The organism is Nocardioides okcheonensis (assembly GCF_020991065.1).
Classification (GTDB): Bacteria; Actinomycetota; Actinomycetes; order Propionibacteriales; family Nocardioidaceae; genus Nocardioides; species Nocardioides okcheonensis.
The window spans coordinates 1,543,941-1,569,728 of the sequence record NZ_CP087710.1; the positions used below are offsets into that span (position 1 = coordinate 1,543,941).

Below are 25,788 nucleotides of genomic sequence, written 5' to 3' on the forward strand. Positions count from 1 at the left end.
GTGGACGAGATCGACGGCAAGGTGATCGAGCTGTTCTCCGGCGAGCCGCGACTGGGGGTGCTGGAGGCCAGCCGGCGCCTCGGCATCGCGCGCGGCACCGTCCAGGCGCGACTCGACAAGCTGGCCGCCGCCGGGGTGATCACCGGCTGGGGACCCGAGCTGTCGCCGGAGGCGCTCGGCTACCCGGTGACGGCGTTCCTCACCCTGGAGATCACGCAGGGCGCCGGCCACGACGTGGTCGCCGCCCACCTGTCGGCGATCCCCGAGGTGCTCGAGGCGGTCACCATCACCGGGGCCGGCGACATGTGGGCGCGGGTCGTCGCGCGCTCCAACGCCGACCTCCAGCGGGTGATCGACCTGGTCCTCACCGAGCCCGGCATCGACCGCTCGACGACGGTGATCGCGCTCGCGACCCAGATCCCCTACCGCGTGGTCCCGCTCGCGGGAGAGGCGGTCAGTCGCCCGCCCGCATGATCAGGCAGGTCGACGTCGCGTGCGCGACCAGCCGTCCGGCCTCGTCGGTGAGCTGCGCCTGCGCGAGGGCCGTACGACGTCCGCGGCTGATGACGGTGCCCTCGCAGGTCAGCAGCCCCGAGCCCACGGTGACGGGCCGCAGGAACTTCACCGTCAGGTCGACCGAGGTGTAGAGCTCGCCGACCGCGAGGGTGGTGTGCACCGAGCAGGCAGCCGCCGTGTCGAGCAGCGTGGAGATCACCCCGCCGTGCACGCTGCCGAGCGGGTTGTAGTGGAACTCCGCGGCCGGCATCTCGACCACGACCCTCCCCCGCTCGACGCGCATGTCGGTCATCCCGAGGGTGTCCATGATCGGCGGGGGCGGCAGCTCGCCGGCGCGCATCGCCTCGAGCTGGCCGAGGCCGTCGAGCTCGAGCAGCCGGGTGAGGTCGCCCTGTCCGGGCGTGGCCCAGGTGACGGTGCGGCTGTCGGTCTCGAACGGCTGGGTCTGCGTCATGGACCCAGCACATCACCCCCTTGCTGGGTCTGTCAACGAGACCTAGGGTGGGCGCCATGACGGACTCCCCTGCTGCGCTCGCGTGGTCGACCGACAACTGCACGGTCGGGCGCGCGATGGAGGTGCTCGGCGAGCGGTGGACGTTCGTGGTGCTGCGCGAGGTGTTCAACGGGGTGCGCCGCTTCGACGACATGCGCCGCCACGCCGGCATCCCCCGCCAGGTGCTGACCAACCGCCTGGCCCTGCTCGTCGACGCCGGCATCCTGCGACGCGAGCCCTACCGCGAGCCGGGGCAGCGCGAGCGCCACGAGTACCGACCGACCGACAAGGGCTTCGACCTCTACCCCGTCCTGGTCGCCGTCCGCGCGTGGGGCGACCGCTACCTCGCCGACCCCGAGGGCTCCCCCGTCGAGTTCGCGCACGTCGGCTGCGGCGCCGAGGTCGAGGCGGTGCTGCGCTGCCGCGACGGCCACGAGGTCACCGGCCGGCGCGACGTCGCCACCCGCCCCGGGCCCGGCGTGCACCCGGTCCGGACAGCCTGAGGCCGGCTCAGCGCAGCCGCTCGGCCACGAGGCGCGCGGCCTCGATCACCTGCGGCGCCACGACGTCCTCGTCGATCGCCTCGGCGAGCGTCACCACGCCGACGCTGGCCCGCAGCCCGTCGACGCCGCGCACCGGCGCCGCGAGCCCGCGCGCGCCGCTCTGCAGCTCGCCGCTGGTGACGGCGTAGGCCGCGTCGCTGCCCTCGAGCAGGGCGATCGCCTTGCCGGCCGCGCCCTGCGACAGCGGGTGGCGGGCACCGACGCGGTAGGCGACGTGGAAGTCGGTCCAGGTCGGCTCGACCACGGCGAGCGCGAGCGCCTCGTCGCCGTCGGCGACCGTGAGGTGGGCGGTCGAGCCGAGCGCCTCGGCCAGCGAGCGCAGCACCGGCATCGCGAGGTCGCGCAGCAGCGGCTGGACGGCGCTGGCGAGCTGGAGCACCCCGAGGCCCACGAACAGCCGCGAGCGGGCGTCACGGCGTACGAGCCCGTGCTGCTCGAGGGTGCTGATCAGCCGGTAGACGACCGTCCGGTTGACCTCGAGCCGGTGCGACAGCTCGGTGATGGTCAGGCCCTCCGGCGTGTCCGCGAGCACCTTCAGCGCCCGCAGTCCGCGGTCGAGGGTCTGCGAGGTCTCCGAGGGCATGTCACGACCCTAGTGGTGCGGGCGCCCGATCAGGAGGTCTGCTTCACCGCCCACTCGCGGATCCGGTTGATCCGCTCGTGGAGCTGGTCGGCGTTGGCGACCGCCGCCGGCGGCCCACCGCACTCCTTGCGCAGCGCGTTGTGGGTGATGCCGTGGGCCTGGCCGGTGCGGTGGTGCCATGCGGCGACGAGGCCGTTGAGCTCGCGGCGCAGCACGCCGAGCTGCTGGTGGGTGCTGAGCTGCTCGACGGAGTCGACCACCCGGTCCTCCACGCCGCTGGCCTTCTGCTTGCGCGCGCGCTCGCTCTGGCGCGAGTGGAGCAGCTCGCGCACCTGGTCGGGCTCGAGCAGGCCCGGGATGCCGAGGAAGTCCATCTCCTCCTCCGAGCCGACGTGCACCTCGCCGGAGTGGCCGAACTGGGCGCCGTCGTAGAGGACGTGGTCGAACGACGCGGTCGAGCCGAGCGCCTCCCACGACATCTCGAGCTCGCCGGACGCACCCTCCTCGGCGTTGGCCGCGGCGAGCAGGTCCTCCTCGGCGGCGAAGATGTCGTCGTCGTCGGTGACCTTGCGGCCGAGCACGTGGTCGCGCTGGGCCTCCATGTCGGAGGCGAACTCGAGCAGGTGCGGCGCCGACGGGAGGAAGACCGTCGCGGTCTCGCCGCGCGACCGGGCGCGCACGAAGCGGCCGACGGCCTGGGCGAAGAACAGCGGCGTGGAGACGGTGGTGGCCCACACGCCGACGGCGAGCCGCGGCACGTCGACGCCCTCGGACACCATCCGGACCGCGACCATCCAGCGGTCCTCGGAGTGGGTGAACTTCTCGATCTTCTTCGACGAGCCCTTCTCGTCCGACAGCACGACCGTCGGGGACTCCCCCGAGACCTTCTTCAGGATCGCGGCATAGGCGCGGGCGGTCTCCTGGTCGCCGGCGATCACCAGCCCGCCGGCGTCGGGGACGTGGCGGCGCACCTCGGACAGCCGGCGGTCGGCGGCCTCGAGCACGGCGGGGATCCACGACCCCCGGGGGTCGAGGGCCGTGCGCAGCGCCTGGGCGTGCATGTCCTTCGTCAGCGGCTCGCCGAGGCGGGCGACGACCTCGTCGCCGGCGCGGGTGCGCCACTGCATCTCCCCGGAGTACGCCATGAACAGCACGGGGCGCACGACGTGGTCGGACAGCGCGTGGGCGTAGCCGTAGGTGAAGTCGGCGGACGACACCGGGACGCCGTCGTCGCCGGGGGCGTAGCTCACGAACGGGATCGGGTTGATGTCGGAGCGGAACGGCGTGCCGGTCAGCGCCAGGCGGCGGGTGGCGGGGTCGAACGACTCACGCACGCCCTCGCCCCAGGACAGGGCGTCACCGGCGTGGTGGATCTCGTCGAGGATGACGAGGGTCTTGAACCGCTCGGTGCGGATCCGCATGGCGAGCGGGTTGACCGCGACGCCGGCGTAGGTCACCGCGATGCCGACGTAGTCGTCGGAGGTCTTGCCCTTGCCCGCGGAGTACGCCGGGTCGATCGGGATGCCGGCGCGCGCCGCGGCCTCGGCCCACTGGGTCTTGAGGTGCTCGGTCGGCGCGACGACGGTGATCCGGTCGACCACGCGGCGGCTGAGCAGGTCGGCGGCGACGGTCAGCGCGAACGTCGTCTTGCCGGCGCCGGGCGTCGCCACGGCGAGGAAGTCCTGCGGCTGGCGCGACTGGTAGAGGTCCATCGCGGCCTGCTGCCAGGCGCGGAGGGAGGGCGCGGTGCCCCAGGCGGCCCGGTCGGGCCACGCGGGGGGCAGCGGCGCCTCGGGGCGCCCCGTCACGCCTCGGGACCCGAGCCGTCGTTGCCGTCGCCGCCCGGCTTCATCGACTCCCAGATCTCCTTGCAGTCCGGGCACACCGGGAACTTCTCCGGCGCGCGCGACGGCACCCACACCTTGCCGCACAGGGCGATCACGGGGGTGCCCATGACCATCGCCTCGGTGAGCTTGTCCTTGGGGACGTAGTGGGAGAACCGCTCGTGGTCGCCCTCATCGGTCGGGACCGTCTGACGCTCTTCGACCGTCTGGCTGCCCGGGGAGAATCCGATGGTGCTCATGATGGACAAGCCTAACCGGCCGGTCCGCCATGAGCCCATCGGACACGTCATCGCGGTGCCGTCAGCGTGGGACCTGCCACAGGTAGACCTGGCTGCCCTCCGGCCGCACGCCCGGCAGCAGGTCGACCGCGGCCGAGGTGTAGGCCAGCACTGCGCCGTCACCGCTCAGCGCGGCGGCGCCCGGCACGGAGCGGCGACCGTCGCCGCCGCGCGGGGCACGGACGAACGCGTCGAGGCTCGCCGTGCCGTCGGTCCGCGTCACCTGCAGCTGCCACCTCCGGCTGTCGCCGGTGTACCACGCACCGTCGGCGCTCACGCCCGGGACGAACTGCATGCCCCGGTCGAGGACGGTCGAGCGGGCGATGTCGACGACCATCGACCCACGGGTCAGGTCGATGACATCGACGGACGCCGCCAGGGTGCGGCCGCCGGCGCTGAGCTCGGCCCAGAAGATGCCCGCGTTGGCCGACTGCGGGACCACCGGGCCGGACACACCGCTCGCCAGGTCGCGCAGGTAGACCTCGCGGCCGAAGCCCCCACCGAGCGCCGCGACCGAGCCGTCGGGCGACGACGCCGTGAAGTCGGTGTCGACCGGGAAGGTCTGCGTCGTGCCGTCCAGCCGGTTCCAGCGCCACACGGCCGGGGTGCGGATCCCCACGTCGACGAAGGAGCCGTCGCCGGCGAGCGAGGCCCGGAGCCGGACGCCGCTGCTCGGCGAGGACCCCGGGACCGGGACGAGCGTCGTGGTGGCGGCCTGCCGGTCGCGCACGTAGAGAGCGCCGCCCGCGCGCAGGAGCACCACGCGACCGTCGGCGGACACGTCCAGCGGCACCGCGTCACCCAGGACGTCGCCACCGGGTCCGACGCCGACGACCTCGGCGCGACCGGTCGCGGCGTCCCACGCGTAGGCCACCGTCGAGGAGGCCTCGCGCAGCGCGCTCGAGACGTCGGTGTCGACGAGGTTGGTCGCGCGCGACGCGAAGACGACGGTGCGCCCGTCGGCGGCGACGTGCACGTCGCTGGACGGTCCGTCGGCCGGGCGTCCGTCGGGGCCGGCGGTGACCAGGGTCGTGCCGGCCGGTGCCGCCTGCTCGCGCACGTCGATCCGCACCTTCACCCGACGGCTGAGCGCCGGGGCGACGCGGGTCGACCGCACGCGGAGCACCGCGACGTGGCGGCCTTCGGGAAGGGTGCCGGTCAGCCGGCCCTTCCGCACGCGCAAGCCCTCGGGGAGCCGGTCGGCGGAGGTGATCCGCGGCGCGGACCACGCCCCGAACAGGTCGGAGGCACGGATCCGGGTGCGCGTGCTGCCCGACGCGACCGCGTACGGGGCGCTCACCGTCCGCGCGGTCGGGAGGTGGTCGAGCGCCCGCGACAAGGTGGTGCCCGGGTCCTGGTCGAGGAAGTAGTCGAGGTCGTCCTGGTCGTACGCGCGATGACCCGCGACGTCGGCGGCGCCCAGTGACGGGCGGCACACCGGGTCGGTGCTCGCGCACCAGGACAGCGCCAGTCCCGCGCGGGTCGACCAGCGTGGTAGCCGCAGCTGGGGACCGTCGCCGACCAGGACTCCGCGGACACCGCCGAGGTCGACCTGCTCCCCCTCCTTCTCGCGGCTCAGGGGGTCACCGAACAGCAGGACGGCGCCCACCCTCCTCACGGTGCGGGCGTCGCCCTTCACCGCGAGCGACCGCAGGGCCTGTCGGGCCGCGACCGCCCCGTCGGAGTAGCCCCCGACGACCAGCAGGGCGTCGGGGCAGGTGCGCGAGAGCGTCCGCAGCCGGGTCGCCATCGTCCGGGCGCGCTGCTGGTAGCCGGCGAGGTACGGCGCCTCCAGCCCGCGGCGTTCGAGCTGTCGGAACCGGGCGGCCGTCAGGGCCTTCGTCCCCCCTCCGACCTCGACGGTCCGCACCGTGGGCGACCCGGGCAGCAGCGAGGCCGCGTCGTGCAGGGCGAACGAGGGTCCGCCGCCGGCCCACACCTGCACGACCTCCGCGCACCGCTGCGGCTTCGCGTCCGTCGCGGCGCCCGCGGGCGCCGCGGTCGTGACGGCCATCCCCGCCGCCACCGTCACCCCGGCCAGCAGCGCTGCCGGCCCCCGCCGTCCTCGTCGTCCCACCTGGTCCCCCGTCCGTCGTCCGGCGGGAGCGCTCGCCCCCGCGCAGGGGCAGACGCACGCAGCCGGCGAAAAGTTGTCAGGGAGATCCTGCCCCGTCAGTTGAGGTCGGGATCGACCGGGCGGTTGAGGTGCCACGCGAGGCTGCCGGGCTGGCGCCGCATCACCGAGCGCCACAGGTCGGTGGGGTCGAGGAGGAACGGGTCGTCGAGGTGCCCGTCGACGACGTACCAGTCGCCGCGCTCCACCTCGCCCTCGAGCTGGTGGGCGCCCCATCCGGCGTAGCCCGCGAACACCCGCATCGCCGACAGCGACCCGTCGACGAGCTCGGTCGGGGTGTCCAGGTCGACCATGCCGAGCGGCCCGCGCACCGGGCGCCAGCCCACCGGGGTGTCACCGAGGTCGCGCAGCAGGGCGACGGCGAGCGCGCCGTCGAGCCCGACCGGACCGCCCCGGAACAGCACCTCCGGCTCGGCCACGACGTCGCGCCACGGCGCGAGCACGTCGGCCACCAGCACCTGCGACGGCCGGTTCAGCACCACGCCCAGCGCGCCCTCGTCGGTGACGTCGAGGAGCAGCACGACGGTGTCCGCGAAGTTGGGGTCCTGGAGCGCAGGCGCCGCCAGGAGCAGGAGTCCGGCGGCTGGCTGCATGCCGTCCACCATGGCACGTCGTCCGCGGCCACACACCCCGCGTCGCACCCCGATGAGGGGGACGCGAGGCAACTTTCCCGGTGCCGGGGACGTCCCCTCCCCGACACCGTCTCGGAGGAGAACACCATGCGTACGACCACCAGGGCCGCCGCGCTCGCGCTGGCCACGGCCTGGGCGCTCACCGTCGCCCCCACCACCACTGCCTCGGCCGCGGCGCCGACCTGCGACGGCCGCGCCGCCACCGTCGTCGCCGCGCCACCGAGCGGCTACCCCGCCCCGTGGACGCTCGGGACCGAGGGCGACGACGTCATCGTCGGCACCGACGGGTGGGACCGCATCGACGGCCTCGGCGGCAACGACGTCATCTGCGGCCTCGACGGCAGCGACCACCTGCTGGGTGGTGCGGGCAACGACCGGCTGTTCGGGGGCCTCACCGACTACGAGGCCGACGACGACTACGCCGGTGACCTGGTGGAGCCCGGCCCGGGCGACGACTACGTCGACCTCGGCTTCGACCTCGGGCCCGAGGACATCTGGTTCGGCGACGTCGTCAACACCGACACGGTGTCGTACGCGAACGCCACCGGCCCGGTCACGGTCGACCTCGGCGCGCTCACCGCGACCGGCGAGGGCACCGACACCTTCGCGCCCACGCCGGCCGGGAAGTACACCGGCGTGACCGGCAGCCCCTTCGACGACGTGCTCACCGGCGGACCCGCCGACGACCAGCTGCTCGGCGGGGGTGGCGACGACGTCCTCGCCGGCGGCGAGGGCGACGACCTGCTCGACGGTGACGCGTCGCCGACCTGGCTCAACCGCACGAACCCCCGACGCGTGGCGGGTGACGACCGCGTCTCGGGCGGGACCGGGGACGACTCGATCGACGGCGGCCTCGGCGCGGACGTCCTGGTCGGGGACGACGGGGACGACTACCTCGCGTCCTCGCAGGGCGCGGCCGGGACCAGCCTCGACGGCGGCGCCGGCGACGACTTCCTCAGCTCGGGCGGCGGCGTGTCGGCGCGCGGTGGCGCGGGCGACGACACCCTGCGGACCTCCCTCGGGCGGGGGACGCCGGCCCGCACCGCGATGACGCTCGCCGGTGGCGGTGGTCGCGACCGCCTGACCCTCGATGCCTTCGTCTCCGGGAAGATCACCTACGACGTCGCCGTCTCGGTGCCGAAGCGCCGCGTGGACGTCGGGGGCAAGCGGTTCGCGACGCTCACCGGCACCGAGGAGTTCCTCGTCGAGGGCAACGACGGACGCGGGACGATCCGGTTCACCGGCGGCAAGCAGCCGGAACGGTTCCGGGTGAAGTGGCTCCAGAAGCCGTCCGTGCGGGCGAGCGGCGGCCGGGGCGCGGACGTGCTCATCGGCAGCGACGGCGGCGCCGACGTGCTCGACGGCGGCCCCGGCAAGGACCAGCTCGACGGCAAGCGCGGTCGGGACCGGTGCCTGCGCGGCGAGCGGCTGAAGGGCTGCGAGCTGCGCCGCTGACGCGGGTCCTGCCCTCGACCCCGGGCCCGGGGTGACGCAGGTCACCTAGGGTGGACCGATGGACGGACGGGGGCAGGAACCGGCGGCGGCGCGGCCGCGGAGGTGGTCGGCGTCGACGAGGACCTCGCTCGTCGACGCGGCCGAGGAGCTGTTCGTGCGGCACGGCTACGCCGCGACGTCGCTCGACGCGATCGTCGCGGGGGCCGACGTCACCAAGGGGGCGCTCTACCACCACTTCAGCGGCAAGCAGGCGATCTTCGAGGCCGCCCTCGAGCGGGTCGAGCAGCGGGCGACGCACACCGTCCAGCGGGCGGCTGAGGGACCGACCGACCCGTGGCTGGGCGCCAGGGCGGGCCTGCGCGCCTTCCTCGACGTGGTGCGGGAGCCGGGCTACCGCCAGCTCGTCGTCGCCGACGGCCCCTCGGTGCTCGGCCGCGAACGGTTCCGCGAGCGCGAGGAGGCCTCGACCTACGCCGTCGTCGACGAGATCGTCCGGTCGGTGCTCGCCTCCGACGACTGGCACCTCGACGAGGCGATGCTCGACACCTTCGCCCGGATCTTCTTCGGCGCCCTGTCGGCGGCCGGCGCCGCGGCCGCCTCCGACGACGACGCGGCGGCGGGGGCCGACCGCGCGGAGCGGGCGATCGGTGCGGTGCTGACCGGGTTGCGCGAGCTCCTGGAGGCCGGTCGCGGCCCCCAGGAGCCCGGTGCTGCGTCTGTCGCTACTTCGCGAACGTGACGTCGCCGTTGACGGCCGGGACCAGCTCGACCCACGTGTGGCCGGCCGGGACGGTGAGCTCGCCGTTCTTCGTGCTGAGCTCGATCCGGCCGGTCAGGCCGTCCTTGGACCAGGTGCCCCGGACCACGCGACCGCCGTGGAACAGCAGCGCCGCGCCGGTGCCCTCGAACTTCGTCTCCGGCACGGGGTAGCCCGCGGGGTCGGTGTAGCCGGCGTCGCCGACCTTGACCCGCAGCACGAGCACCGAGTCGGCCGGGAACTCGTCGCCCTCGGCGGCGTAGGAGTCGGTGTTGACGTAGCGCCCGCCCTGGAACTGCCACGACGTGGTGTGCGCCCCGAAGTCGGCGGTGAGGGTGCTGGCCTTGTCGCCCTTGGGCAGGTCGGCCTCCGTGCCCCACGGCAGGTAGGCGGGCGGCTCCTCCTCGGCCTTGAGCCGCTTCGAGATGTCGGCGAGGTGTGCGAAGAGGTTGTAGGGCGCCGAGCGGGTGTTGTCGCGGTAGACGCCGGCCGCACCCTCTGTGATCCACGGGATGCCCGCGCCGTTGATCCGGTTGATCGTCACCTGCGCCGCGCCGCTGGTCACGACGGTGGCGCCCTCCGGCACGATGCCGATGTCGCTGGCGCGCATCGAGCGGACCGGACCGATGTCGGCGGGGACCTTCGAGTAGTAGAAGGCCGCGAGGCGCGTGTAGCCGCCCTCGACCAGCTCCTCGACCACCAGGTCGGCCGACCCGAGGCCCACCTGCGGGGCGCTCGAGGACGTGTTGTCGACCTTCGTCACGATCACCGGGTGCTTCGGCGCGTTGCCCTTGCGCTCCAGGCCCGTCAGCGGCCAGTAGACCGGCTCGGGCGGCGCCGAGGCGTCCGACGTGGTCGGCTCCGACGAGGCCGCCGGGTCACCCGGGGTCTCCTCGTCGCCCCCGCCGCACCCGGCGAGCAGCAGCGAGGCCGCGGCGAGCGCGGCGACGGACACGGTGAGGCGGTGACGCACGGGGGGACTCCGATCGGACGGGGGTGGTGCAAGAAGTGTGCGGGCGCGCCCTCCCCCGTGGGGGAAGGCGCGCCACACAGTAGATCAGTGCGACGAGCCTCTCAGCGTCGGCGCAGCGTGCCGCCGAACCACTGGGAGGTCCACGGCACCGCCACCTGGACGCGCTGGCCGGAGCCGGGCGAGTGCAGCATCACCGCGTGGCCGTCCTGCCAGCGCAGGAAGATCGCGGCGTGGTAGACCCCGCCGCTGCCGTGGAAGAACATCAGGTCGCCCGCGCGCATGTCCTGCTTGGCGATCCGGCGGGTGAACCCGGCCTGCGCGGCCGACGTCCGCGGGACCGGGAACCCGGCCTGGCGGTAGCTGAAGTAGATGAGTCCGGAGCAGTCGAACGAGCCCGGCCCGCTGGCGCCGTAGGCGTACCAGTCGCCACGCTGGCGCATCGCGGTGTCGCGGGCGCCGAGCACCCGGTCGTCGACCCGGCGCGCGGCACGGCGGGCCTGCTTGCGCTGGCGCTCCTTGGCCGACTGCTTCGCGGTCGGCGTGGCGGAGGTCGTGGCGACCGTGCTGGTCGTGCTGCTGCCGGTGGTGCTGCCGTCGGCAGCGGTGGCCGCCGGGGCGGCGAGCACCGAGGCGCCGAGGCCGGCGCCGGCGAGGGCGAGCGCGCAGGCTCGCGCCGTGCGATGAGTCGCAGGCATGGAGGTGTCCTTTCCCACGCCTGTGAGGTGAGCTGTCGGGCTGGAGCTGGAAGGTGCTCCGCCACCGCGGTGGCTTCGCCCCGAGCCGACGGCGTGCGCGGGTGCGCGCGCGTCGGCGGTGGAACCTGTGGGTCCCCCACTCCTGCCCTCGGTGATCTCGGGGGTGCGTCCCGGCCGGGCAGGACTCGGCGTAGTCCGGGACGGTTCAGTTGTCGTTCGGTCGACGCTTCAGGCGGGCCCGAGCCGGCCTGGGGGTACTCGACGGCCCATTACGGTGGCAGACCGGCGCGGGCGCCGCAAACCGGGTCCGCGACGACGACGGCCCCGGACCCGCGTCGTCGCGGGTCCGGGGCCGTGAGGTTCGTCTCAGCCGAGCTTGCGTCCGCCGTCGACGTAGAGCGTCTGGCCGGTCACGAAGGACGCCTCGTCGCTGCAGAGGAACGCGGCCGCGGCGGCGATGTCCTCGGGCTGTCCGACGCGGCGCACGGGGGTGGCCTCGGCGTTGAGCCGCTGCAGCTCCTCGGGCTCCATCTTGAGCCGGCGCGCGGTCGCGTCGGTCATCTCGGTCGCAATGAACCCGGGGGCGATCGCGTTGGCGGTGATGCCGAACGGGCCGAGCTCGATGCCGAGGGTGCGGGTCAGGCCCTGGATGCCCATCTTGGCGGCGGAGTAGTTGGCCTGGCCCCGGTTGCCCAGCGCGGAGACGCTGGAGAGGTTGAGGATCTTGCCGTACTTCTGCTCCACCATCCGCGACTGCGCGGCCTTGGTCATGTTGAAGACGCCCTTGAGGTGGACGTTCATGACCAGGTCCCAGTCGTCCTCGGTCATCTTGAACAGCAGGTTGTCGCGGGTGATGCCGGCGTTGTTGACCAGCACGTGGATCCCGCCCAGCTCGTCGACGACGCGCTGCACGGCGGCCTCCGCGGCGGCCGCGTCCACGACGTCGCAGGCGATCCCGACGGCCTTCGCGCCGTCGGTGAGCTCGAGCCGGCCCGCGGCCTCGCTGGCTGCTGCCTCGTCGAGGTCGAGGACCGCGATCGAGGCGCCCTCGCTGGCGAACCGCTGCGCGATGCCGAAGCCGATGCCCCGCGCTGCTCCGGTGATGACGGCGACGCGCCCGTCGAAACGACCCATCTGGACTCCTGAGTTCTGGGGGTGTTGAGGACGTGGCCGAGGCTACCGACCCGGTCGTGTCGGTACGGTGCCGGGATGAGGCGAGAGTTCCGGGCGGCGGCGGTGGTCGCCGCCGTGATGGCCGCCGCCGCGCTGCTCGTGGCGTGGACCCATCACCTCCCGGTGCGCGACCCGGACGGGGCCTCGCTCCCCACCTGGTTCCGCCTGCCGACGATCGTGGGCTCGGCGATCCTGCTCGACGTCGTGGCGCGGTGGGCGCTGCTGCGCCGTCGGCGGGGACCCGGCGGCCCGCCGACGCTGCTGGCGGTGGCGCGGCAGCGGTGGGACCGCGACCAGCTCGCGTTCACGGCGAGCGGGCTGCTCACCTGGTACGTCGCCTACGTCGCCTTCCGCAACCTCAAGAGCTATGTCCCGTTCGTGACCGACCGGCTCGCCGACCCCGCCCTCGCCCGGATCGACCGCGTGCTCTGGCTCGGCCACGACCCCGCGGTCGTCCTGCACCACGTCCTCGGCACGGGCGTGACCAACTGGGTCTGCGCCGCCGTCTACCTGATCTGGATCGGGCTGGTGCCGGCCAGCCTGGCGATCGCCCTCGTCTGGACCCGCCGCTCGACCGCCGGCGCGTGGTACGTCACGGCGATCTCGGTCGACTGGATGCTGGGCGCCGCGCTCTACTACGCGGTCCCCTCGCTGGGCCCGACCTACGCCCGGCCCGAGTGGTTCGCGGCGCTCCCGCACACCCCGAACACGTCGGTGCGCGACGCGCTCCTCGCCGACCGGGTGCAGGTGCTCTCCGGCCCTTGGGACACCCATGCCGTGCAGACCATCGCGGCCTTCGCCTCGCTGCACGTCGCGGTCATGCTGACGATCTGCCTGATGACCGAGGTGATGCGCCTGCCCCGCGCCGTCCGGGTGGCCGCGTGGGCGTTCCTCGCGCTCACCGTCCTCGCCACGGTCTATCTCGGGTGGCACTACGTCGCCGACGTGCTCGCGGGCCTCGTGGTCGGCGCCGCCGCCTTCGTGATCGCCGCCGTCGCGACCGGCAACCCCCTGCAGCGGCGTGAGCGACCGTGGTCGTTCCGCGGCGCCCTCGACCTCACCCCGGTCGCGACCACGGCGGCCGCGGGATCCCGCGACGACCCCGACTCGGTGGGCTCCCGGGGCTGAGCGTCACCAGATCCAGGCCCGGACCTCAGCAGCGTCGACGACCTCGCGCCACGCGTCCTTGCGCCCCAGCACGGTGAGGTCGGTGACCTCGCGGGTCACCGGGTCGTAGAGGCTGAGCGAGCCCCGCGGGTGGGTCGCGTCGCAGTCGTCGCGGGTACGGGCCAGCAGCAGGTCGTCGCCGCGCGTCCCGACCAGCCGGAGGGTGTCGTCCCCCCATCCCGGCACCCGCACGACGCGGACCGTGCCCGAGGCGTACTGCCGGGTGAGGAACGCTCCCCCGCAGCCGCCGTAGGACTCGTAGAACGACCCGCCCGGCACGGTGGCGACCTCGCCGTCGTTGAAGACCTGCGGCCCGTCGCGCCGGGTGCGGTTGGTGTGCCTCACGCCGAGCGCCGACGAGGTGCCGTCGAGGTCGACGATCCGCAGCTGCGAGCCCTTGCGGTCGTTGCACGCCGCGACCACGGAGTCGGCGTCGGCCCAGCGCAGCGGAGCGCAGAAGGCCGGCGCCCGGAACGACCGGCTCGTCGCCGTCGCCAGGTCGGTGACCCACCACCGGCGGCCCTGCGGCGTGACGATCGTGCGGCCGTCGACCGACGTGATCGGCGACCCGTCGTTCATCGCGCGGAACCACGTCCGCGACCCGTCCCAGCCGAGGGTCCCCACCCGGCCGGCGCGTCGCCCGGTCGGGTACGTCGTCAGCAGCACGCCGCTGCCGTCCGGGTCGAGCGCGACGGTGCTGGAGCGCCGCGGCGCTGCGACCGACCGCGTCGCGCCGGTGGTGACGTCGTAGGACACCAGCTGGTCGCCGGACCGCCCCTGCGAGACCCGCAGCAGGGCCGTGTGCAGCTCCGGGCGCCAGTCGGCGAGGGAGAAGTCGCCGGGGAAGAAGCCGTCGCGGTCCTCGGCCACGCCGACCTCGTAGACGGGGTGCCGCGCCCCGTCGGGCGTGATCACCTCCAGCGATCGGCGCAGCCCCGTCGCGCCGACCTTCTCGAAGCGGCCGTGCGAGACGACCGCGAGCACGGACTCGGCGCCGAGCTGGTCGGCGGTCACCGTCGCGGTGACCGGCACGGGCAGCGTCGGCTGCCGGTCGGCGCCGGGGACGTCGGTGGCACCGACGGGCGCGGTGGCGGCTGGCGCGGTGGTGGCGGTCAGGGCGGCGAGGAGCGCCGCGGCAAGGCCCGAGCGGACGGTGCGTCGTGTGGTCATGGTGTCCCCCTGTCTGACAGGGAGACGCGCGCCGGGGCGTCCTGGTTGCCTGCGGCGTCAGGCCAGTGCGGCGCGCAGGCGCTCGGCGTACGCCTCGGGCTCGCCGTCGGCGTACTTCGTGCGGGGCCAGAAGAAGCCGCGCAGGCCGTCGCCCTTCGTGCGGGGCACGACGTGCAGGTGCAGGTGCGGCACCGACTGGCTGACGGTGTTGTTGATGGCCACGAACGAGCCCTGCGCGCCGAGGCCGTCCTTGACCGCGACCGCCAGCCGTTGCGCAGCGTCGAGGAATCCGTCGCGCAGCGCCGCCGGGAGGTCTGGCAACGTCTCGACGTGCTCGCGCGGCACCAGCAGCACGTGGCCCTTGAACACCGGGCGGGTGTCGAGGAACGCCACGAGGTCGTCGGTCTCGAGCACGACGTGCCCGGGCAGGTCGCCGGAGACGATCCGGCAGAAGACGCAGTCGGCCATGGCGCCAGTGTGCCGATCAGGCGCCGAGCACGGCCCAGGCGATGAGCTTGTCGAGCCTGCGGATGTCGACCTTCTTGTCGAGCTTGATCTTGATGTGACCGGCGCGGGTCCACATCTCGAGCTCGGCGTTGAAGTCGAGCAGCTTGCCGGCGTTCTCGGAGGACCACATGTCGATGCGGCTGTAGGGCAGCGAGTACACCTCGACCTTCTTGCCGGTGATCCCCTGGGCGTCGCGGACGATGAGGCGCTTGGTCGTGAAGATCGCCGAGTCACGGAAGGTCTTGTAGGCGGCGACGGCCTGCTCCCCCTCCACGAGGAGGTCGTGGACGTCGGCAGGGATCGGGATCTCCTGGACCAGGGTCCAGGACGTGATGGCAGCAGTTTCCATGGCCGCACCCTGACATGCCGCACCGACATCCGTGTCCGGTTCGTCGCGGACCGCCCCGTCTAGGCTCGGCGGGTGCGCATCGTCTCCCTGATCCCGTCGGCCACCGAGATCCTGTTCGCCGTCGGCGCGGGCGACGAGGTCGTGGGCGTCACCTTCGAGTGCGACCACCCGCCCGTCGCGAGGGAACGGCGGGTGGTGTCGACCTCGGCGATGCCCGAGGGCCTGACGCCCGGCGAGATCGACGCCTTCGTCGCAGCCGCGATGAGCGCCGGTGAGGACCTCTACCGCCTCGACGCCGGCGCGCTCGCCGACCTCGACGCCGACCTCGTCGTCACCCAGGACCTGTGCGCGGTCTGCGCGGTCGACGTGGACACCGTCGACGGCGCGCTCGAGCACCTCGGCTGCCGGGCCGACGTCGCGACCCTCGACCCCCACACGCTGGCCGACGTGCTCGCCTCGGTCACCGAGATCGGCCGCCTCACCGGTCGTGAGCGGCAGGCCGCCGACCTGGTCGCGTCGCTGGAGGCCCGGCTCGCCGCGGTCGAGGCGCGCGTCGCCGGACGCGAGCGTCCGCGGGTGCTGGTGCTGGAGTGGACCGACCCGCCGTTCACGCCCGGCCACTGGATCCCGGAGATGGTCGTCCGCGCCGGTGGAGAGCCGACCCTCGGCACCGCCGGTGCCCGGTCGGGGCGCACCACCTGGGAGGAGGCGCGCGCCTCCGCGCCGGACGTCGTCGTGGTCGCACCCTGCGGCTTCGGCCTCGACGCCAGCGCCGACCTGGCGGCGGGCGTACGCCACCACTTCCCCGACGTCCCCGTCTGGGCGGTCGACGCCGACGGGCAGTTCGCCCGGCCCGGGCCGCGGCTGGTCGACGGCGTCGAGGCGCTCGCAGCGGTGCTGCACCCCGACGCGGGGCTCACGCCGGGCGCGGCCCGCGAGGTCTGACGCCCGTCAGTCGCGGTGCCAGGTCACCGCGGCGTCGAGCCCCGCGCGCGACGTGCGGAACCCGTTGACCGGGTGGTCGGGGTCGGCGTAGCCGAACGACACCCCGAACACGACGAGCCGGTGCTCGGGGAGGCCGAGGTGCTCGCGGACCAGCGAGGGGTACGCCGCGAGCGCGGCCTGCGGCGCGGCGGCGAGGCCGAGCGCCTGCGCGCCGAGCAGGAACGTCTGGAGCCACAGCCCGCAGTCGATCGCGCCGTAGACGCCGAGGTCGGCCTCGGTCGTGACGATCGCGACGTGCGGAGCGTCGAAGAGGTCGAAGTTGCGCAGGGTCTGCTCGAGGCGGCGCGTGGCGTCGTCCCGCTCGATCCCAACGCTGGCGTGGAGCTGGTGGCCGCACTCGCGGCGCCGGTCGCGGTAGACCCCGGCATAGCTCGGCGGGAACGGGAAGTCGGGCCCCTGCGGCTGGGACATCACGTGCGCGGCCAGCGCGGCGCGGAACCGGTCCGTGGCGGCGCCGGTGACGACCTCGACCCGCCACGGCTGGGTGTTGCACCACGACGGGGTGCGCTGCGCGGTCTCCAGCAGTCGCTCGACCACGTCCTCCGGGACCGGGTCGGGGCGGAACTGGCGGCAGGTGTGGCGCTCGGCCAGCAGGCGGGCGAGCGTCTCGTAGGACTCGGTGGTCACGGGGCCCATCCTGCCGTCCGGCGGAAATCGGCAAAACGCCCCGTCGTCGCACCGGCTCGCCGACGATGGACGGACCATGCACCTCTCGTCGCTCGTCCGTGTCCTGGCCTCCGTCGCGCTGCTGGCGACCCCGGCCGCGGTCGCGGCGACGGCCGTCTCCCCTGCCACGGCCGTCGCTCCCGACCGCGAGCCCGCACCGCACGTGCAGGTCCGCGCCCGTGCCGCCCAGCCGGTCTGGCTGGCCCCGGCGCGCGCCCACCGGCAGAACCCGACCAACCCGCTCGCGGGCCGGTTGTGGGGCGTCTACGAGGGCCCGCAGGACCAGGTGTGGCGACCCTTCACCGAGGCCACCGGCAAGGTCCGCGAGGCGCTGGCCACGATCGCCGAGCGGCCCCGCACCAAGTGGTACGGCGCGTTCGTGCCCGACACGTCGATCCGCCAGACGGTCACCGACTACGTCGCGTCGTCGCAGGACGGCAACCCCGAGACGCTCGCGCAGATGGCGGTCTTCCGGATGGTGCCGTGGGAGGGCGAGGCCTGCACCCGCCCCACCACCCCGGCCGAGGCCGCGAGCTATCGCACCTGGGTCACCGAGCTCGCGGCCGGCATCGGGGCCGCCCACACGCTCGTCGTGATGCAGCCCGACGGGCCCTTCCTGCTCTGCGCGCCCGACCGCGCTGCGAAGTCCGAGCTGCTCACCTGGGCCACCCAGACCCTCAGCGCGCTGCCGAACACCAGCGTCTACATCGACGCCGGCGCCGCCGACTGGTGCGAGAACGGCACCCGGCAGGAGTCGTCGAGCTGCGCGAAGATCCTTGAGCTGTCGGGGATCCAGTACGCCCGCGGCTTCGCGCTCGACTCCACCCACTACACCGGGCCGGTCGAGAACATCGACCGCGGTGCCGAGATCCTCGAGATCCTGCGCGCCGACGGCTACGGCGACAAGCACTTCATCGTCGACACCGCGAAGTCCGGGCGACCCACCATGTGGCCCGACATCGTCCCGGCCACGAAGAAGGACCTCAAGAACAACGCCCGCACCTGCTCGACGCGGAAGATGAAGCGCTGCGTCACCCTCGGCATCCCGCCGACCCCGCGCCCCGCCGACCCGCAGTGGGGGCTGCCGGCGAAGCAGCGCCGGATCGCGGCGACGTACGTCGACGGCTTCGTGTGGTTCGGCCGACCCTGGCTGTTCAACCAGGCCGACCCGTTCGTCGCCCAGCGTGCGCTCGACATGGTCCGCACGACGCCGTGGACGGCCACCGGTCCCCGCTGAGCACCCCCGCTGGTCGAGGAACGACGAAGTCGTGTCACGAGACCCCGCTCCCGCTGGTCGAGGAACGACGAAGTCGTGTCACGAGAGCCCTGTCACGATGACGGCATGACCACCCACGCCCTCGCCGACGACCTCGCCCCCACCGGCACCCTCCGCGCCTCGATCAACCTCGGCAACCCGGTGCTCGCCCAGGGCACGCCGGACGCTCCGACGGGCGTGACGGTCGACCTCGCCCGCGAGCTCGCGTCGCGGATCGGCGTCCCGGTCGACCTGCTGTGCTTCGACGCGGCCCGTGACTCCTTCGCCGCGATCGAGGACGGCCGCGCCGACGTCTGCTTCCTCGCCGTCGACCCGGCCCGTGCCGAGGCGGTCGCCTTCTCGGCGCCGTACGCCGTCATCGAGGGCGTCTTCGTGGTCCCCGGCGACTCGCCGCTGACCACCTCCGACGACGTCGACCGGCCGGGCGTGCGGGTCGGCGTGAAGAACGGCTCGGCCTACGACCTGTTCCTCACCCGCACGCTGGCCCACGCGGAGCTGGTGCGCGGCGCCGAGGGCACCACCGTCTTCCTCGACGAGGGCCTCGAGGCCGGCGCGGGCATCCGCCAGCCGGTGACGGACTTCGCCGCCGCGCACCCGGGCACGCGGGTCCTCGAGCCGCGCTTCATGGAGATCCAGCAGGCCGTCGGTGTCCCCCGCTCGCGCAGCGGCGCCGCCGTCGACGCGCTGCGCGCGTTCGTCGAGGACGTCAAGGCCAGCGGGTTCGTCGCGGAGTCGCTCGCCCGCTCGGGGCGTACGGACGCCTCGGTCGCCCCGCCGGCCTGAAGCGTTCCCCGTTGGTCGAGGAGGGACGGAGTCCCGCCGCACCCCGTTGGTCGAGGAACGACGAAGTCGTGTCACGAGACCCCTGGACCACTTGCGAGCGCTGCCTGGGGAACCAACTGCAGCCCGGAGCGGCCTTTTCGCCTGCACCTGGTTCCCCAGCTGAGCTCTGCGGTCTCGTGACGGTCGCTTTGCGACCTCCTCGACCAGCGAGGGCCCGCGCGACCTCCTCGACCAGCGAGGGCAGCGCCCCTGTCAGCCCTTCAGCAGCGTGACGACCTCCTGCGCGGCCTCCTTGCTGGACGCCGGGTTCTGGCCGGTGACGAGGTTGCCGTCGACGACGACGAACGGCGCCCACGGCTCGCCCGACGAGAAGCTCGCGCCCGACTCGCGCAGGCGGGACTCCAGCAGCCACGGTGCCTTGTCGGCGAGGCCGGCCTGCTCCTCCTCGGCGTCGGTGAAGGCCGTCAGCCTGCGCCCCTCGAACAGCCACGAGCCGTCCTCGCGCTTCGCCGGCAGCAGGCCTGCGGGGCCGTGGCAGACCGAGGAGACGACCTTGCCGCCGTCGAGCATCGTCACCAGCACGCGACCGAGGTCGGGGTCGACGGCGAGGTCCTCCATCGGGCCGTGCCCGCCGGGCACGAAGACGGCGTCGTAGGCGTCGAGGTCGACGTCGGCAAGCACCAGGGTGGAGGCCAGCCGCTCCTGCAGCGCGTCGAGGGCCTTGCGCTGCTTCGCCGACTCCTCCTCGCCGATGGTGCCGGGGTCGAGGCTGCCCTCGTCGACGACGGGCGTGCGGCCTCCCGGGCTGGCGAGGTCGACGTCGATCCCCGCGTCGGCGAAGACCTCGAGCGGGGCGAGCAGCTCCTCGGCCCAGAAGCCGGTGGGGTGCGTGGTGCCGTCGTTGAGCGTCCAGTGGTCGGCTCCGGTCAGGACGGTCAGGATCCTGGGCATGGCGGTACTCCTCGGGGGTGGGGGTGCGGCGTCGGGAGGCGCCGTCGTGACGACGCTAGCCAGCCGTGCCATGCGCGGCCCGTGGCGTCGAGGGGGTGCGGGGACGCACGATCGCCCCGGCGGGAGGCCCGCCGGGGCGTTGGTGTGGTGTCTCATGAGGGCTGCTGGTGATGGTGCCGGTGGAGCTGCGGGGAATCGAACCCCGGTCCTCGAGCGCCGACCCAGGTCTTCTCCGGGTGCAGTCCGTGCGATCGCTTTTCTCGGCCTCGGTGCTCCCACGGACAGGTCACCGACAGGCTCAGTCAGGATTGAGTCCCGGCCGCCCCTCCTGACAGAGAGCGACCAGCAAGTCTCCTAGATGAGGCCTGGATCCGGGACGGAGACGGGTGCCCGGTCAGACCCTTCGATCACTGCTCAGGCAGCGAGAGCGAAGTCGTTGCGATTGGTGTTGGCAACTATGGATTTCCAGCGGACATTTACGAGTTGACGCTGGCTTCTCGACCCGCTTCTCCTGGGACTAACGTCCCAAGTCGAAACCGATCAGCCCCTCTTGAGTTGTGACTCGATCATACGGGTCAACGCCGCACGCCGTCGCCCGCATTCCCGGTGGGACGTGACACACCCTGCGCCGCGACCCGCGGCAAAGCGTGCGCCGAGGCGACACGGGGTGTGCCGGAAACCGGCGTGCCGGGGCCTCGGTCGTGGTGCACCCCGTGTCGCATCGAGGCACACCTCGCGGTGGGACGCGAGCCGGGCCGTGTCAGGTCACCCGAGGGTCAGCCGTGCGTCGCTGACCACGGCGACCATCTCCTCCAGGCTGATGCCGAGGTCGAGCTCGCGCGGGTCGCCGGTGACGACGGCGCCCGTGTAGCGCGCCACGACGTCCTCGCCGTCGCGGCGGTCGATGACGTAGACGACCCCCGGGTCCTCCTCGGGCTCCTCCTCCTGCCAGCCGAGCAGCAGCCGCCCACCGGAGGGGTCGTCGCCGAGCTCGACGCAGGCGTCGAAGAAGGACTCGTCGGCGCACACGAGCGGGTTGTCGGTCGTGGGCGCGACGGCGACGTCCAGCGAGTCGCGGCGTCCCACCACGAGGGTGGCGCCGTCGGCGTCGACCTCGAGCTCGCGGGTCATCACGTCCCACGGCTCCGCGATCCGCGGCTCGCGGCCGAGGTGGTCGGCGACGACCTCGGCGTACGCCTCGAGCGACGGCGGCTTCCCCGCGGGCGTCGTCGCGGCGTCGTCCGACCCGCACCCGGACAGGGCGAGCAGGACGATCGCCCCCGCGAGCGGCCCGAGCCGCCGCACGTCAGGCCTCGTCGGGGGACCCGGCCTCGGCTCCCCCGTCCGGCACGGGCTCGGGCGGCTGGTGCAGCCGCACCCGGGTGATCCGGTGCCCGTCGACCTCGGCCACCTCGAGCACGTGGTCGCCCGCGGCGACCCGGTCGCCGACGCCGCCCATCCGGGCCAGTCCGTGCAGGACGTAGCCCGCGACCGTCTCGTAGGGGCCGTCCTCGAGAGCGAGGCCGGTGCGGTCGGCGAAGTCCTCGATGGACAGGCCGGCGTCGTAGGTCTCGGGGTCGGCGGCCGCCTCCCGCTCGGCGTCGCGGTCGTACTCGTCCTGGATCTCGCCGACCAGCTCCTCCACCAGGTCCTCGAGGGTGACGATGCCGTCGGTGCCGCCGTACTCGTCGACGACGAGGGCGATGTGGGCGCCGAGGCGCCGCAGCTGGTCCATCGAGGGCAGCACCCGGTTGGTGCGCGGCAGCACCGGCAGCTCGCGGACCAGGTCGGCGACGGTGCGCTCGCGGTCGTTGGCGTGGAGGAGGACGTCGCGCAGGTGGAGGTAGCCGAGCACCTCGTCGAAGTTGCTGCCGGTGACCGGGTAGCGCGTGTAGGGCTCCGACGCGATCACCGCGACCGCGTCGGCCAGGGTCAGGTCGCCGCGCAGGAAGACGACGTCGCCACGCGGCTTCATCACCTCGCTGAGCGAGCGGTCGCCGGCGTCGAACACGTCGTCGACCAGCTTGCGCTCGTCCTCCGGGATGTCCTCGTGGCCCGAGATCATCATCCGCAGCTCCTCCTCGTCGACCTCGTCGCCCGCGGCGTCGGGGTTGCCGCCGAGGAGCCGGACGAGCGCGTTGGTCGACAGGGAGAGCAGCCAGATCACCGGCGTCATCACCCGGGCAAAGACGCCGAGCGGAGGGGCGAAGAGCTTGGACACGCCGACCGAGCGCTGGAGCGCGAGGCGCTTGGGCACCAGCTCGCCGAGGACCAGCGAGAGGTAGGACACGACGAGGGTGGTCACGACGAGCGAGACGGTGTCGGGCGCCGGGACGCCGAGGCCCTCCCAGATCCCCACGAACGCCGGCGCCAGGGTCGAGGCGCCGAACGCGGCGGAGAAGAACCCGGCGACGGTGACGCCGATCTGGACCGCGGACAGGAACCGGTTGGGGTCGCGGGCGAGCGACGCGACGGCGTGGCCGCGGCCGCCCTCGGTGTCGAGGCGGTCCACCTGGCCGGCGCGCAGCGAGACCAGCGCGATCTCGGTCGCGGCGAAGACACCACCCACGAGGATGAACGCGAGGACGAGCAGGACGTCGATCCAGGTGCCGGCTTCCACGCGCACAACCTACCGAGCCGCGCCCAACGCCGGTGAGGTCAGCGGCCGCGGATCGCGGCGCCCACCGCCGCGACGGGGAGCCCCGGGGGCACCATCACCAGCCGGTCGCCCAGCTCGAGGGACGCGAGGAACGGCGATCCCCGACCCAGCAGCGCGAGCTGGCGAACCACACCCTCGCGCAGCGGCTCGCCGACCTCGGCGACGCCGCCGCCGACCACGATCCGCTCGGGGTCGATCGTCAGGCCGACCACCCGGACCGCGCTCGCGACGCCCCAGCAGAACCGGTCGCGGACCGCGACCGCCTTGGCGTCGCCCGACGCGGCCGCCGCGAACAGCGCCGCCGCGGAGTGGCCGCGCACGGTCGGCCAGGCGCGCGCCACGGCGCGTCCGGAGGCGACGGTCTCGAGGCAGCCGCGCTGACCGCACCCGCAGACCTCCCCGGCGGGATCGACCGGCACGTGCCCGATCTCGCCGGCGGCCCCGTGCGCACCGCGACGCAGCCGGCCGTCGACGACCACGCCTGCGGCGAGGCCGGTGCCGAGGCTGAGGTAGACCACGTCGTCGACGCCGGTGAGCGCCTGCGCGGCGAGGGCGGCGGCGTTGACGTCGTTCTCCACCACCACCGGCACGCAGAGCCGCTCGGACAGCAGCCGCCGCAGCGGCAGGTCGTCACCGTCGACGCCGAGGTTGACGGCGTGGCGCAGCACCCCGCGGCCGACGTCGACCAGTCCCGGCACGCCCACGCCCAGCCGGTCGGTGAGCGGCAGCCCGGTCTCCGCGCGCAGCGCCTCGAACACCGCGTGGGCGGTGGCCAGCAGCCCCTCGGCACCCGGCACGGTCTCCCGGCGCACCTGCGCGAGGACCGTCCCGTCGGGCTCGAGGACGACGCCGTGGGTCTTGGTGCCGCCGATGTCGAGCCCGACCGTGCGGGCGCCGGCGAGCGGCGGGCTCACCGCGCCCACCCGGCGTCGCGCAGGACGGCCTCCACCGCCGCGACCGCGGGCCCGGACGACCCGCGCGTGCAGATCCGCGGGAGGCCGACGTCGTACGCCCCGGGCCAGCCCCACTCGACGACCACCGCGGCGCGGCCGTCGCGGGCCAGGGACCGCAGCAGGTCGAGCACCTCGGGGCGGCGGGCGGCGTCGCGCACCTGCACGACCAGCGCGGCGCCGTCGGACGGCAGGCCGGCGCCGGACGCGTCGACGCGGACGTCGGGCCGGATCCCCCACGCGACGTCGCCGACCGCGATGTTGGCGCTCGTCTCGACCGACACCACCACGGCGCCGTCCAGGTCGGGCAGCGCCCCCTCGCGCACCAGCGCCCCCGCGACCGCGGCGACCTGCCGCTCGTGGTCGGGCAGCGCCGGCTGCGAGGTGGCGTCCACCCGCATCGCGCGCACCCGGGCCGCCGCGTCGGCGAGCCGGGCGGCCGGGAGGCGCCCGTCCTCGACGGCGCGGACCACGGCGTCGCGCACCTCGAGCACCAGCGCGGCGGGCTTGTCGGGGCCGAGGCAGAGCAGGTCGCATCCGGCGGCCAGGGCCAGCACCGCCGCCTCGGGGATGCCGCGACCGGCGGAGGCGCCGGCCATGTCGAGCGCGTCGCTGACGATGACGCCGTCGAACTCCAGCACGTCGCGCAGCATCCCGAGCACGACCGGGCTCAGCGTGGCCGGCCGGTGCGGGTCGAGCGCGGGCACCACGATGTGGGACGTCATCACCGCGGCGGTGCCGGCCTCGACGGCCGCGTCGAACGGCACCAGCTCGCGCGCGGCGAGGGTGTCGGCGTCGACGTCGACCCGGGGCAGGTCGAGGTGGCTGTCGACCGCGGTGTCGCCGTGCCCCGGGAAGTGCTTGGCGCAGGCGGCGACGCCGGCCGACTGGACGCCGCGGGTCCAGGCGGCGACGTGCTCGGCCACCCGGTGCGGCTCGGTGCCGAAGCTGCGGGTGCCGATGACCGGGTTGAGCGGGTCGCTGTTGACGTCCGCGTCGGGCGCGAGGTCGAGGGTGATCCCGAGCGCGGCGAGCTCGTGGCCGACCCACCGGCCGACCGCCTCGGTCAGGTCGGGGTCGCCGACCCCGCCGAGCGCGGCGGCGCCGAGCACCGGGCTCGGCTCGCGGGTGTGCAGCCGGCTGACGTCGCCGCCCTCCTCGTCGACCGCGACCACGGCCAGCGGGTTGGCGGCGCGTACGGCGGCGACCAGGGCGGCGGTCGTGGCGTGGCCGGCGGCGGTGTTGCTGCCGAAGAGGCACACGCCGCCGAGCCCCTGCTCGAGCAGCGCGCGGTGGTCGTCGGGCAGCGTGGTCCCCTCGAAGCCGGGGAGCAGCACCTGCAGCGCGAGGCCGCGTACGTCCACCGGGCTCATCCCTTGACCGCGCCGGCGGTGAGGCCGCTGGCCATCCGGCCCTGGACGACGAGGAAGAACACGATCACCGGCACCGCGATGAGCGTCGAGCCGGCCATGATGCCGCCCCAGTCGGTGCCGCGGTTGACGTCGGTGAAGGTCGAGAGCCACAGCGGCAGCGTGCGGTGGTCCTCGCGGGTCATCACGACCAGCGCGAGGGTGAACTCGTTCCACGCCTGGATGAAGCCGAAGACGCCGGTGGCGACCAGGCCCGGCGCGAGCAGCGGGAAGGTGATCCGGAAGAACGCCTGGGTGCGGGTGCAGCCGTCCATCATCGCGGCCTCCTCCAGCTCGTAGGGGACCCCCTCGACGAAGCCGCGCAGGGTCCAGATCGTGAAGGGCAGCACCCCGGCGACGTAGACGACGGTGAGCCCGACGACGGTGTTGAGCAGGTCCGTCGCCTCCAGCATCTTGTACTGGGAGATGAACAGCCCCTCCGCCGGGATCATCTGGATGACCAGCAGGGTCACCACGAAGGAGATCCTGCCGCGGAAGCGGAAGCGCGAGACCGCGACCGCCGCGACGAACGCGAAGGTGAGGGCCACGACGAGGGTCAGCCCGGTGACCATCAGGCTGGTTCGCATCGCGCTGACGAACTGGTCGGTCTCGAAGACGGTGCGGAAGTTGTCGAGGTCACCGCCGAACGGCACCCACGTCGGCACCGGGTTGCGGATCTGGTTGCGGTCGAGGAACGAGCTGTTGACCATCCAGTAGACCGGGAAGGCAGCGAGCACGAAGGCCACGACGCCGACGGTGTTGGCCGCCCAGCGGACCGGGCGCGACGGGGTGCTGGACAT

At 73.9% G+C, this 25,788-nt stretch carries 27 protein-coding genes and 1 other RNA gene; 8 read left to right on the top strand and 20 right to left on the bottom strand.

Annotated features, from left to right (window positions below; genetic code table 11):
* Nucleotides 1–474, top strand: coding sequence for an Lrp/AsnC family transcriptional regulator (locus tag LN652_RS07395; protein WP_230444026.1), 474 nt, complete (start codon nt 1–3; stop codon nt 472–474).
* Here LN652_RS07395 and LN652_RS07400 read toward each other — a convergent pair.
* A complete protein-coding gene (locus tag LN652_RS07400; RefSeq protein ID WP_230444027.1) occupies nt 455–970 on the bottom strand; it encodes a PaaI family thioesterase in 516 nt (171 codons plus the stop codon). The genes LN652_RS07395 and LN652_RS07400 overlap by 20 nt on opposite strands.
* 56 nt (nt 971–1,026) lie before the next feature.
* On the opposite strand from LN652_RS07400, the gene LN652_RS07405 reads away from it, so the two are divergent.
* On the top strand, nt 1,027–1,512 hold the full coding sequence (locus LN652_RS07405) for a winged helix-turn-helix transcriptional regulator (RefSeq protein ID WP_230444028.1): 486 nt from the start codon (nt 1,027–1,029) through the stop codon (nt 1,510–1,512).
* 7 nt (nt 1,513–1,519) lie between these two features.
* Here LN652_RS07405 and LN652_RS07410 read toward each other — a convergent pair whose 3' ends face one another.
* The 5 genes from LN652_RS07410 to LN652_RS07430 all read right to left on the bottom strand — a co-directional run bounded on the left by LN652_RS07410 (nt 1,520) and on the right by LN652_RS07430 (nt 7,004).
* Nucleotides 1,520–2,155 (bottom strand): IclR family transcriptional regulator, encoded by a 636-nt coding sequence (locus tag LN652_RS07410; RefSeq protein ID WP_230444029.1) that lies wholly within the window; start codon nt 2,153–2,155, stop codon nt 1,520–1,522.
* A gap of 29 nt (nt 2,156–2,184) precedes the next feature.
* Entirely contained in the window at nt 2,185–3,963 is a 1,779-nt protein-coding gene (locus tag LN652_RS07415; protein ID WP_268932239.1) for a DEAD/DEAH box helicase, read from the bottom strand.
* The gene (locus tag LN652_RS07420) at nt 3,960–4,238 is read right to left on the bottom strand and encodes a DUF3039 domain-containing protein (protein WP_230444030.1); all 279 of its coding nucleotides are present in this window, start codon (nt 4,236–4,238) and stop codon (nt 3,960–3,962) included. The genes LN652_RS07415 and LN652_RS07420 overlap by 4 nt, the downstream gene beginning before the upstream one ends.
* A gap of 61 nt (nt 4,239–4,299) precedes the next feature.
* Nucleotides 4,300–6,354, bottom strand: coding sequence for a cutinase family protein (locus tag LN652_RS07425; RefSeq protein WP_230444031.1), 2,055 nt, complete (start codon nt 6,352–6,354; stop codon nt 4,300–4,302).
* Between the two features lie 95 nt (nt 6,355–6,449).
* Entirely contained in the window at nt 6,450–7,004 is a 555-nt protein-coding gene (locus LN652_RS07430; protein WP_230444032.1) for a YqgE/AlgH family protein, read from the bottom strand.
* Between the two features lie 126 nt (nt 7,005–7,130).
* Between LN652_RS07430 and LN652_RS22025 the strand changes: the two genes are divergently transcribed.
* Both LN652_RS22025 and LN652_RS07445 read left to right on the top strand, forming a co-directional pair.
* On the top strand, nt 7,131–8,498 hold the full coding sequence (locus LN652_RS22025) for a calcium-binding protein (protein WP_329958470.1): 1,368 nt from the start codon (nt 7,131–7,133) through the stop codon (nt 8,496–8,498).
* Nucleotides 8,499–8,556: 58 nt separating this feature from the next.
* A complete protein-coding gene (locus LN652_RS07445) occupies nt 8,557–9,237 on the top strand; it encodes a TetR/AcrR family transcriptional regulator (protein WP_230444033.1) in 681 nt (226 codons plus the stop codon).
* Here LN652_RS07445 and LN652_RS07450 read toward each other — a convergent pair.
* The 3 genes from LN652_RS07450 to LN652_RS07460 all read right to left on the bottom strand — a co-directional run bounded on the left by LN652_RS07450 (nt 9,221) and on the right by LN652_RS07460 (nt 12,057).
* The gene (locus LN652_RS07450; RefSeq protein WP_230444034.1) at nt 9,221–10,228 is read right to left on the bottom strand and encodes a DUF3048 domain-containing protein; all 1,008 of its coding nucleotides are present in this window, start codon (nt 10,226–10,228) and stop codon (nt 9,221–9,223) included. The two genes, LN652_RS07445 and LN652_RS07450, sit on opposite strands and share 17 nt — an antisense overlap.
* A gap of 101 nt (nt 10,229–10,329) precedes the next feature.
* Complete coding sequence (locus tag LN652_RS07455; RefSeq protein ID WP_230444035.1) at nt 10,330–10,923, bottom strand: C40 family peptidase; 594 nt, start codon at nt 10,921–10,923, stop codon at nt 10,330–10,332.
* Nucleotides 10,924–11,289: 366 nt separating this feature from the next.
* The gene (locus LN652_RS07460; protein WP_230444036.1) at nt 11,290–12,057 is read right to left on the bottom strand and encodes an SDR family NAD(P)-dependent oxidoreductase; all 768 of its coding nucleotides are present in this window, start codon (nt 12,055–12,057) and stop codon (nt 11,290–11,292) included.
* 75 nt (nt 12,058–12,132) lie between these two features.
* Here LN652_RS07460 and LN652_RS07465 point away from each other — a divergent pair, with 75 nt between their 5' ends.
* Nucleotides 12,133–13,224, top strand: coding sequence for a phosphatase PAP2 family protein (locus LN652_RS07465; RefSeq protein WP_230444037.1), 1,092 nt, complete (start codon nt 12,133–12,135; stop codon nt 13,222–13,224).
* A 3-nt stretch (nt 13,225–13,227) separates the two neighbouring features.
* Here the strand turns inward: LN652_RS07465 and LN652_RS07470 are convergent, their stop codons facing one another.
* From LN652_RS07470 to LN652_RS07480, 3 genes are read right to left on the bottom strand one after another with little or no spacing between them, the layout of a single operon-like run.
* The gene (locus LN652_RS07470; RefSeq protein WP_230444038.1) at nt 13,228–14,433 is read right to left on the bottom strand and encodes a hypothetical protein; all 1,206 of its coding nucleotides are present in this window, start codon (nt 14,431–14,433) and stop codon (nt 13,228–13,230) included.
* A 57-nt stretch (nt 14,434–14,490) separates the two neighbouring features.
* Nucleotides 14,491–14,901, bottom strand: a complete 411-nt coding sequence (locus LN652_RS07475) for an HIT family protein (protein ID WP_230444039.1) — start codon at nt 14,899–14,901, stop codon at nt 14,491–14,493.
* A gap of 16 nt (nt 14,902–14,917) precedes the next feature.
* Nucleotides 14,918–15,289 (bottom strand): PH domain-containing protein, encoded by a 372-nt coding sequence (locus LN652_RS07480; RefSeq protein WP_230444040.1) that lies wholly within the window; start codon nt 15,287–15,289, stop codon nt 14,918–14,920.
* Nucleotides 15,290–15,361: 72 nt separating this feature from the next.
* Here LN652_RS07480 and LN652_RS07485 point away from each other — a divergent pair, with 72 nt between their 5' ends.
* Complete coding sequence (locus LN652_RS07485) at nt 15,362–16,234, top strand: cobalamin-binding protein (protein ID WP_230444041.1); 873 nt, start codon at nt 15,362–15,364, stop codon at nt 16,232–16,234.
* Nucleotides 16,235–16,240: 6 nt separating this feature from the next.
* Here LN652_RS07485 and LN652_RS07490 read toward each other — a convergent pair whose 3' ends face one another.
* Nucleotides 16,241–16,921 (bottom strand): nitroreductase, encoded by a 681-nt coding sequence (locus tag LN652_RS07490; RefSeq protein WP_230444042.1) that lies wholly within the window; start codon nt 16,919–16,921, stop codon nt 16,241–16,243.
* 76 nt (nt 16,922–16,997) lie between these two features.
* Here LN652_RS07490 and LN652_RS07495 point away from each other — a divergent pair, with 76 nt between their 5' ends.
* Together LN652_RS07495 and LN652_RS07500 are read left to right on the top strand one after the other, a co-directional pair.
* On the top strand, nt 16,998–18,197 hold the full coding sequence (locus tag LN652_RS07495; protein WP_230444043.1) for a glycoside hydrolase family 6 protein: 1,200 nt from the start codon (nt 16,998–17,000) through the stop codon (nt 18,195–18,197).
* 105 nt (nt 18,198–18,302) lie between these two features.
* Nucleotides 18,303–19,019 (top strand): transporter substrate-binding domain-containing protein, encoded by a 717-nt coding sequence (locus LN652_RS07500; protein ID WP_230444044.1) that lies wholly within the window; start codon nt 18,303–18,305, stop codon nt 19,017–19,019.
* A gap of 252 nt (nt 19,020–19,271) precedes the next feature.
* Here LN652_RS07500 and LN652_RS07505 read toward each other — a convergent pair whose 3' ends face one another.
* The 7 genes from LN652_RS07505 to LN652_RS07535 form a co-directional block, all read right to left on the bottom strand.
* Entirely contained in the window at nt 19,272–19,970 is a 699-nt protein-coding gene (locus LN652_RS07505) for a type 1 glutamine amidotransferase domain-containing protein (protein ID WP_230444045.1), read from the bottom strand.
* A 177-nt stretch (nt 19,971–20,147) separates the two neighbouring features.
* Nucleotides 20,148–20,518, bottom strand: a transfer-messenger RNA (tmRNA) gene (gene ssrA, locus LN652_RS07510).
* Nucleotides 20,519–20,735: 217 nt separating this feature from the next.
* Nucleotides 20,736–21,275 (bottom strand): hypothetical protein, encoded by a 540-nt coding sequence (locus tag LN652_RS07515; protein ID WP_230444046.1) that lies wholly within the window; start codon nt 21,273–21,275, stop codon nt 20,736–20,738.
* Nucleotide 21,276: 1 nt separating this feature from the next.
* Entirely contained in the window at nt 21,277–22,590 is a 1,314-nt protein-coding gene (locus LN652_RS07520) for a hemolysin family protein (RefSeq protein WP_230444047.1), read from the bottom strand.
* 38 nt (nt 22,591–22,628) lie between these two features.
* Entirely contained in the window at nt 22,629–23,543 is a 915-nt protein-coding gene (locus LN652_RS07525) for an ROK family protein (RefSeq protein ID WP_230444048.1), read from the bottom strand.
* The gene (locus LN652_RS07530) at nt 23,540–24,952 is read right to left on the bottom strand and encodes a glycoside hydrolase family 3 protein (protein WP_407941532.1); all 1,413 of its coding nucleotides are present in this window, start codon (nt 24,950–24,952) and stop codon (nt 23,540–23,542) included. Before LN652_RS07530 ends, LN652_RS07525 begins: the two co-directional genes overlap by 4 nt.
* Nucleotides 24,949–25,788, bottom strand: coding sequence for a carbohydrate ABC transporter permease (locus LN652_RS07535; RefSeq protein WP_230444050.1), 840 nt, complete (start codon nt 25,786–25,788; stop codon nt 24,949–24,951). Before LN652_RS07535 ends, LN652_RS07530 begins: the two co-directional genes overlap by 4 nt.

Bases quoted from the DNA above. Each gene is read 5' to 3' on its own strand.
- LN652_RS07400 (WP_230444027.1), bottom strand. From the start codon at position 970: ATGACGCAGACCCAGCCGTTCGAGACCGACAGCCGCACCGTCACCTGG.
- LN652_RS07405 (WP_230444028.1), top strand. From the start codon at position 1,027: ATGACGGACTCCCCTGCTGCGCTCGCGTGGTCGACCGACAACTGCACG.
- LN652_RS07410 (WP_230444029.1), bottom strand. From the start codon at position 2,155: ATGCCCTCGGAGACCTCGCAGACCCTCGACCGCGGACTGCGGGCGCTG.
- LN652_RS07420 (WP_230444030.1), bottom strand. From the start codon at position 4,238: ATGAGCACCATCGGATTCTCCCCGGGCAGCCAGACGGTCGAAGAGCGT.
- LN652_RS07430 (WP_230444032.1), bottom strand. From the start codon at position 7,004: ATGCAGCCAGCCGCCGGACTCCTGCTCCTGGCGGCGCCTGCGCTCCAG.
- LN652_RS22025 (WP_329958470.1), top strand. From the start codon at position 7,131: ATGCGTACGACCACCAGGGCCGCCGCGCTCGCGCTGGCCACGGCCTGG.
- LN652_RS07445 (WP_230444033.1), top strand. From the start codon at position 8,557: ATGGACGGACGGGGGCAGGAACCGGCGGCGGCGCGGCCGCGGAGGTGG.
- LN652_RS07455 (WP_230444035.1), bottom strand. From the start codon at position 10,923: ATGCCTGCGACTCATCGCACGGCGCGAGCCTGCGCGCTCGCCCTCGCC.
- LN652_RS07460 (WP_230444036.1), bottom strand. From the start codon at position 12,057: ATGGGTCGTTTCGACGGGCGCGTCGCCGTCATCACCGGAGCAGCGCGG.
- LN652_RS07465 (WP_230444037.1), top strand. From the start codon at position 12,133: ATGAGGCGAGAGTTCCGGGCGGCGGCGGTGGTCGCCGCCGTGATGGCC.
- LN652_RS07470 (WP_230444038.1), bottom strand. From the start codon at position 14,433: ATGACCACACGACGCACCGTCCGCTCGGGCCTTGCCGCGGCGCTCCTC.
- LN652_RS07475 (WP_230444039.1), bottom strand. From the start codon at position 14,901: ATGGCCGACTGCGTCTTCTGCCGGATCGTCTCCGGCGACCTGCCCGGG.
- LN652_RS07480 (WP_230444040.1), bottom strand. From the start codon at position 15,289: ATGGAAACTGCTGCCATCACGTCCTGGACCCTGGTCCAGGAGATCCCG.
- LN652_RS07495 (WP_230444043.1), top strand. From the start codon at position 16,998: ATGCACCTCTCGTCGCTCGTCCGTGTCCTGGCCTCCGTCGCGCTGCTG.
- LN652_RS07500 (WP_230444044.1), top strand. From the start codon at position 18,303: ATGACCACCCACGCCCTCGCCGACGACCTCGCCCCCACCGGCACCCTC.
- LN652_RS07505 (WP_230444045.1), bottom strand. From the start codon at position 19,970: ATGCCCAGGATCCTGACCGTCCTGACCGGAGCCGACCACTGGACGCTC.
- LN652_RS07530 (WP_407941532.1), bottom strand. From the start codon at position 24,952: ATGAGCCCGGTGGACGTACGCGGCCTCGCGCTGCAGGTGCTGCTCCCC.
- LN652_RS07535 (WP_230444050.1), bottom strand. From the start codon at position 25,788: ATGTCCAGCACCCCGTCGCGCCCGGTCCGCTGGGCGGCCAACACCGTC.